Source organism: Synechococcus sp. R8-2 (assembly GCF_047461715.1).
Lineage (GTDB): Bacteria > Cyanobacteriota > Cyanobacteriia > Thermostichales > Thermostichaceae > Thermostichus.
Genome location: NZ_JANSHQ010000605.1, coordinates 1 through 5144 on the forward strand (window position 1 = coordinate 1; position 5144 = coordinate 5144).

General features: G+C 59.2%; 7 protein-coding genes and 1 pseudogene. All 8 read left to right on the plus strand.

Annotated elements, in window-relative coordinates; translation table 11 throughout:
- A pseudogene (locus NW819_RS12980) lies at positions 1 to 191 on the plus strand (phycocyanin subunit beta); the annotation flags it as partial.
- Between the two features lie 145 nt (positions 192 to 336).
- Positions 337 to 825 carry a phycocyanin subunit alpha gene (locus NW819_RS12985; RefSeq protein WP_011432574.1) on the plus strand — a complete coding sequence of 163 codons (489 nt, stop codon included), beginning with the start codon at positions 337 to 339 and terminating at the stop codon, positions 823 to 825.
- A 315-nt stretch (positions 826 to 1140) separates the two neighbouring features.
- Positions 1141 to 1410, plus strand: a complete 270-nt coding sequence (locus NW819_RS12990) for a phycobilisome linker polypeptide (RefSeq protein ID WP_011432575.1) — start codon at positions 1141 to 1143, stop codon at positions 1408 to 1410.
- A gap of 73 nt (positions 1411 to 1483) precedes the next feature.
- Positions 1484 to 2254: a HEAT repeat domain-containing protein gene (locus tag NW819_RS12995; RefSeq protein WP_414399851.1), complete on the plus strand. Its 771-nt coding sequence runs from the start codon at positions 1484 to 1486 to the stop codon at positions 2252 to 2254.
- A 75-nt stretch (positions 2255 to 2329) separates the two neighbouring features.
- Complete coding sequence (locus NW819_RS13000) at positions 2330 to 2971, plus strand: HEAT repeat domain-containing protein (protein ID WP_414413998.1); 642 nt, start codon at positions 2330 to 2332, stop codon at positions 2969 to 2971.
- Between the two features lie 57 nt (positions 2972 to 3028).
- Positions 3029 to 3754 carry a phycobilisome rod-core linker polypeptide gene (locus NW819_RS13005; protein WP_011432578.1) on the plus strand — a complete coding sequence of 242 codons (726 nt, stop codon included), beginning with the start codon at positions 3029 to 3031 and terminating at the stop codon, positions 3752 to 3754.
- A 142-nt stretch (positions 3755 to 3896) separates the two neighbouring features.
- On the plus strand, positions 3897 to 4208 hold the full coding sequence (locus NW819_RS13010) for a DUF6825 family protein (protein ID WP_414329408.1): 312 nt from the start codon (positions 3897 to 3899) through the stop codon (positions 4206 to 4208).
- A 29-nt stretch (positions 4209 to 4237) separates the two neighbouring features.
- Positions 4238 to 5144 (plus strand): ABC1 kinase family protein (locus NW819_RS13015; protein ID WP_414413999.1); only part of this gene is annotated, 907 nt, incomplete at its 3' end.

Consider the following 5144-nt stretch of genomic DNA (forward strand, 5'->3'; position numbering starts at 1 on the left):
TGAACGGCCTGCGGGAAACCTACATTGCTCTGGGGGTGCCCACCACTTCTGTGGCCAATGCCATTGCTGCTATGAAGAAGGAAGCGCTGGCCAAGATCATGGATCCGAAGGGCATCACTCCTGGGGACTGCTCGGCGCTGCAAAGCGAAGTGGCCAGCTACTTCGATAAGGCGGCTGCCGCCATCGTTTGAGCTTTGGGTCGAAGCCAGCTTGGTCGTTCCTTTCAGAATTGAGATCCGTTAGATCCCTCATTTCTGATAGGCAGGTGGAAATCCAGTCCGCCTTTCCTACAGAACGTCCATTAACAACACAATCGATGAATTTAGGAGCTGCAAGGTGAAAACTGTCATCACTGAAGCGATTGCTGCCGCTGACAATCAAGGGCGTTTTCTGAATGCTAGCGAACTGCAGGCCGTGAATGGTCGTTACCAGCGTGCTGCTGCTTCTCTGGAAGCGGCCCGTGTCCTAACCAACAACCAGCAAACTCTGGTGCGGGAAGCGGTGCAGGAAGTGTTCAAGAGGTTCCCTTACCTGACTCAGCCGGGTGAAATGGGCCACGGCGATGTGTTTCAAGCCAAGTGTGCCCGCGACATCGGCTACTACCTCCGCTTCATTACCTATTCTCTGGTTGCAGGTGGCACCGGCCCCCTCGATGAATACCTGGTGGCCGGACTGCGGGAAGTGAACCGCTCCTTTAACCTCTCTCCCAGCTGGTACATCGTGGCTCTGCAGTACATGAAGAGCCGCGCTCTGGGCATGCTGAGCGGTCAAGCGGCCAACGAAGCTGCCATCTACTTCGATTACGCCATCAACGCCCTCAGCTAGGGGATCCCAGGGCAGAGATCCCTGCTTGTTGGGAGTGGACGATCTCTTTCTTTGTCTTCCAATTGTGTGTCTCTCCAGAGCAGGCGACGGCTCCAAAGAGGTCTATTCCACCTGTTTCCAGGTTGGTTTGGCGCCTTGGCTTCTCTTAAGCCGGTTGGGTTGGTCGCCTGCTCTCCAGTCTGGGGTAGTTAGCCTTTGGATTGTAGGCATTGCCCAACGGCAGCGTGCTGGTTCGCGAGAATAGCCGGTACGGCTTGTTCGCTGGTCAGTTTGCCTGTCTTCCAAACGAAGTCTCATAGATACCTGGGGAAAGCGATGTTTGGTCAAAGCACCACCAGCCCTGAAGCCCTGACAGAAGCCGGCAGCCGGGTTTACCGAGTTGAGTACACCGGTCTGCTCAACCCGCCCGATGCTCTGGCCACCTCTGCCAAAGTTCGCCGCAGCACCCTGAGCACCACTGTTCCCTACAGTCGGTTGTCTGCCGAGATGCAGCGCATTCTGCGGATGGGTGGCAAAATCGTGCAGGTCACTGCCTTGTCGGGAGCCAATGCCTCTCCCGCTCAGGGCAACGGCGCTGCTGAGTGAGGGAGGCCCGACGGCCGACTGAAGTTACCGGCAAGGTTGCCCAGGTGTCATGAACAGCTCTGCAACGGTTCGTATGGCATCCAACACGGCGGTGCTGCCGCAGCAGCTCACTTGGGAGCAGGCGATAGCCCGGCTGCAGGGGGATGACTTGCAAGATCGGTACTATGCTGCCTGGTACCTGGGCACAGTTCGGGATCCAAGGGGGGTAGAGCCGCTGCTTTTGGCGTTGCAGGATGAGCGGGATCGCACTGCCTTGGGGGGCTATCCTCTGCGCCGCAATGCCGCTAAGGCCCTGGGGCAAATCGGGGATGCGCGGGCCGTGCCCGGTTTGATCGAGGCGCTCACTTGTACCGACTTTCATGTGCGGGAAGAGGCTGCCTATGCCTTGGCTCAATTGGGGGACAAGCGAGCGGTGGATCCCTTGCTGGCACTGTTGCAGTCCCGCGAGCAGGAGCAGCCCTGGGAAGCCCTTATCGAGGCCTTGGGTCAGCTTCAGGCCACCGAGGCTGAGGCAGCGATCCGGCCCTTTTTGAACCATCCCTCTGAGCGGGTGCGTTCGGCAGCGGCTTGGGTGCTCTATCGCTTTACGCAAGCCGAGGAGCTGACCCAAATCCTGGTGGCGCTACTGGCCCACTCCAACTCCAGCCTACGACAGGCCGCTTTGTTCGACCTGGCCGAATCGGGATGGGTGGCGGGGGCGCCGCTGCTGGCCACAGCCGACGTGGCTCTCAACCTGCGCATCAATGCTCTGAAGCGGCTGTTCGATGTGGCGCTTCAGTTGGGGCGGGTACCGCCGGCTCAGGTGGCGGCAGCGATCCTTCCGCAACTGGAGAGGCTCTTTTAGGATTTTGGGGCGCTCAGTGCCTTTGATTTAGATCATTTCAGATGCTTCAACTGTACCTTTGACTACTCGTTGCTTATGTCCTCCGCCTCGGCTGCTCAAGCGTTTCCCATTGCTGTGGCTCAACTGGCAGCAGAATTGGAGCAGGCCACGTCGCCTGAGGACTTGCTGCGGGTGGTGAGGGCGCTGGGCGCTTTGGGCCAAGTGGAAGGGATCCCCATCTTAATTCGCGCCTTTGGGTTTAATCGCCCTGCAGTTGGGGAGGCTGCTCTGGAGGAGGTGCTGCGCTTTGGGGAAGCCGCGGTGCAGCCCTTGCTGAGCCATATTGACGGTTTTGACTATGGGGCGCGGGCCTATTCGGTGCGGGCTCTGGCCCGTATTGGCCATGGGGATGCCTACCCCTTTTTGGCGGAAGCCATTGTAGCGGACTTTGCCCCCAGTGTGCGACGGGCGGCGACCCGTGGGCTAGGACGAGTGGCGGCCAAGCGGCCCTTGCTCGATCAAGAGCGAGCCTTGCACCTATTGCGGCAATGTCTTGCCGATGCCGATTGGGGAGTCCGCTATGCCGCCGTCGGATCCCTGACGGACTTGGCTCGCCAGGGTGAACAATCTCTGCGCCCCTCAGTCGAGGCTGCGCTCCAGATGGCCCTGGAAGATGCCGATCCTCTGATCCCTCTCCGCGCCCAGATGAGCTGGCAGGAATTGGCTGCTGAGCCTTAGCTTCTCTGCTCTAGTGTGTCTTTCTCGGTTTTTCTCGTTTTTTCAGGAGCACCACCTATGTCTCTTCCGTTGCTTGCCGATCGCCCCACCACCCAAAATGAACGGGTGCCTCGCTACTTTGTGCCCAGCGACGAAACCCCGCCGGTCTACCGTCCTGACGACCCGACAGGAATTGACAACATCATTCGCGCAGCCTATCGCCAGATCTTCAGCGAGCATCTGATGCTGGAGAGTTATCGGCAAAAAGCTCTGGAGTCCCAATTGCGCAACGGGGCAATCTCGGTCAAAGAGTTTGTGCGCGGCCTGGGCAAGTCGGAGGTGTACCGGGATCTGGTCATGGTTCCCAACGACAACTACCGCTTCATCGAGGTCACCTTCCAGCGCTTTTTGGGTCGGCCCACCTACAGCCAACAGGAGCGCATCAAGTACTCCATCATCGTTGCCACCAAGGGGCTAGATGGCTTCATCGACGCTGTGGTGGATAGCGAAGAGTACAATGCCGCCTTTGGGGACGATGTGGTGCCTTACCAACGCCGTCGCCTGTCGGAAAAGCCCGCCAACCTGGTAACCCCCCGCTATGGAGCCCGTTGGCGCGATGTCTCCGGCGTGAAGCGCTCGACGCGGGAAGTGGTGCGCACCTATCGTCTCACCCGTCCTCCCAAACCCGGGGATCCAGAAAACTTCCTCAACATGGCCCGCATGCTCAATCCCAAGCCGGCTGCACGGCAAAACATCAGCGTCTTCGATCTGAAGATCCCGGACATGACCACCAGCCGCCGCTAGGACTGGGCAAGCTTCCGGGGACAACCCTTTGCGGGCTCTGCCGGGCCGATCGATCCGAGGCTGTTCGGATGGGTCGGCCTGCCGCTGTGCCTGGGGCAAGATTCGTTATAATCTGGGTGATGCTTCTTAACACTTGGGTCGCATGAAGAATCCGGTTGTGCGGGCTTTTTTTGTCGGCAAGGCTGTGGCGGATGTCCTACGGGAGCGTTTGGAAAGCGCCCTCACCGATATTGCCGGAGAAGTGGGCAAGGTGTGGGCCGAGCTGCAGGAGGGCTGGCAAACCTTTGCCCAGGATGTCATGACCCGAGCTGAGGCAGAAGCATCCGTGGCCGCCCAGGAAAGGGTGCCGCCTCCTTTCCAGACAGAAGATCTGCAGGCAACTCTGGACGACTTGCGGGCAGAAGTGGCGCAGTTGCGCTCCGAGTTGCAGAAGTACCGGAGTCGAAACGCTTGAACGCGAGCCTTTTGGGATCCCGGACTTCTTTGGGATCACAACCCGTCAAGCCCTATACCGCCTACCGCTGGGCCCGGGAGAACTATACTCGCCAGGGCCGCATGCTGGACATTTGGCGATTTGTGCTCACCTGGCTGTTTTACCTTTGGCTGGATCAGCAGGCTTGGAGCTATGGGGGGCAACCCACGCCTGAGCGAAAGGCCAAGCGCCGCCGGGCCAGAGCCATTTGGATCCGCGAAACGCTGCTTAACTTAGGCCCTACTTTTATTAAAGTGGGGCAGTTTTTCTCCACCCGCGCCGATCTCTTCCCCCCGGAATATGTCGAGGAGCTCTCCAAGCTGCAGGATCGGGTGCCTGCTTTCAGCTACGAACAGGTGGCGGCAATCGTGCAGCAGGAGCTGGGCAGGCCGATCACCCAAATCTACAGCTACTTTGATCCCACCCCTTTGGCCGCTGCCAGCTTGGGGCAGGTGCATCGCGCCAAGCTCAAAACCGGGGAAGAGGTGGTGGTGAAGGTGCAGCGTCCGGGGCTGACCCGGCTGTTCACCATCGATCTGGAGATCTGCCGTGGGATTGCCGAGTTCTTTCAGTATCGCACCTCTTGGGGCGGGCCGGGCCGCGACTGGATCGGCATCTACGAAGAGTGTCGGCGCACCCTCTGGGAAGAGGTGGATTACCTCAATGAGGGCCGCAATGCCGATACCTTCCGTCGCAACTTTCGGGATATGCCGCAAATTGCTGTTCCCAAAGTGTATTGGCGTTACACCTCTCCTCGCCTGTTGACATTGGAATACCTGCCGGGGATCAAAATCAGCGATTACGAAGCCTTGAGTGCGGCAGGGTTGGATCGCAAGGTTTTGGCTCGTCTGGGGGCAGAGGCTTATCTGCGGCAACTGCTCAAGGATGGCTTTTTTCACGCCGATCCCCACCCCGGCA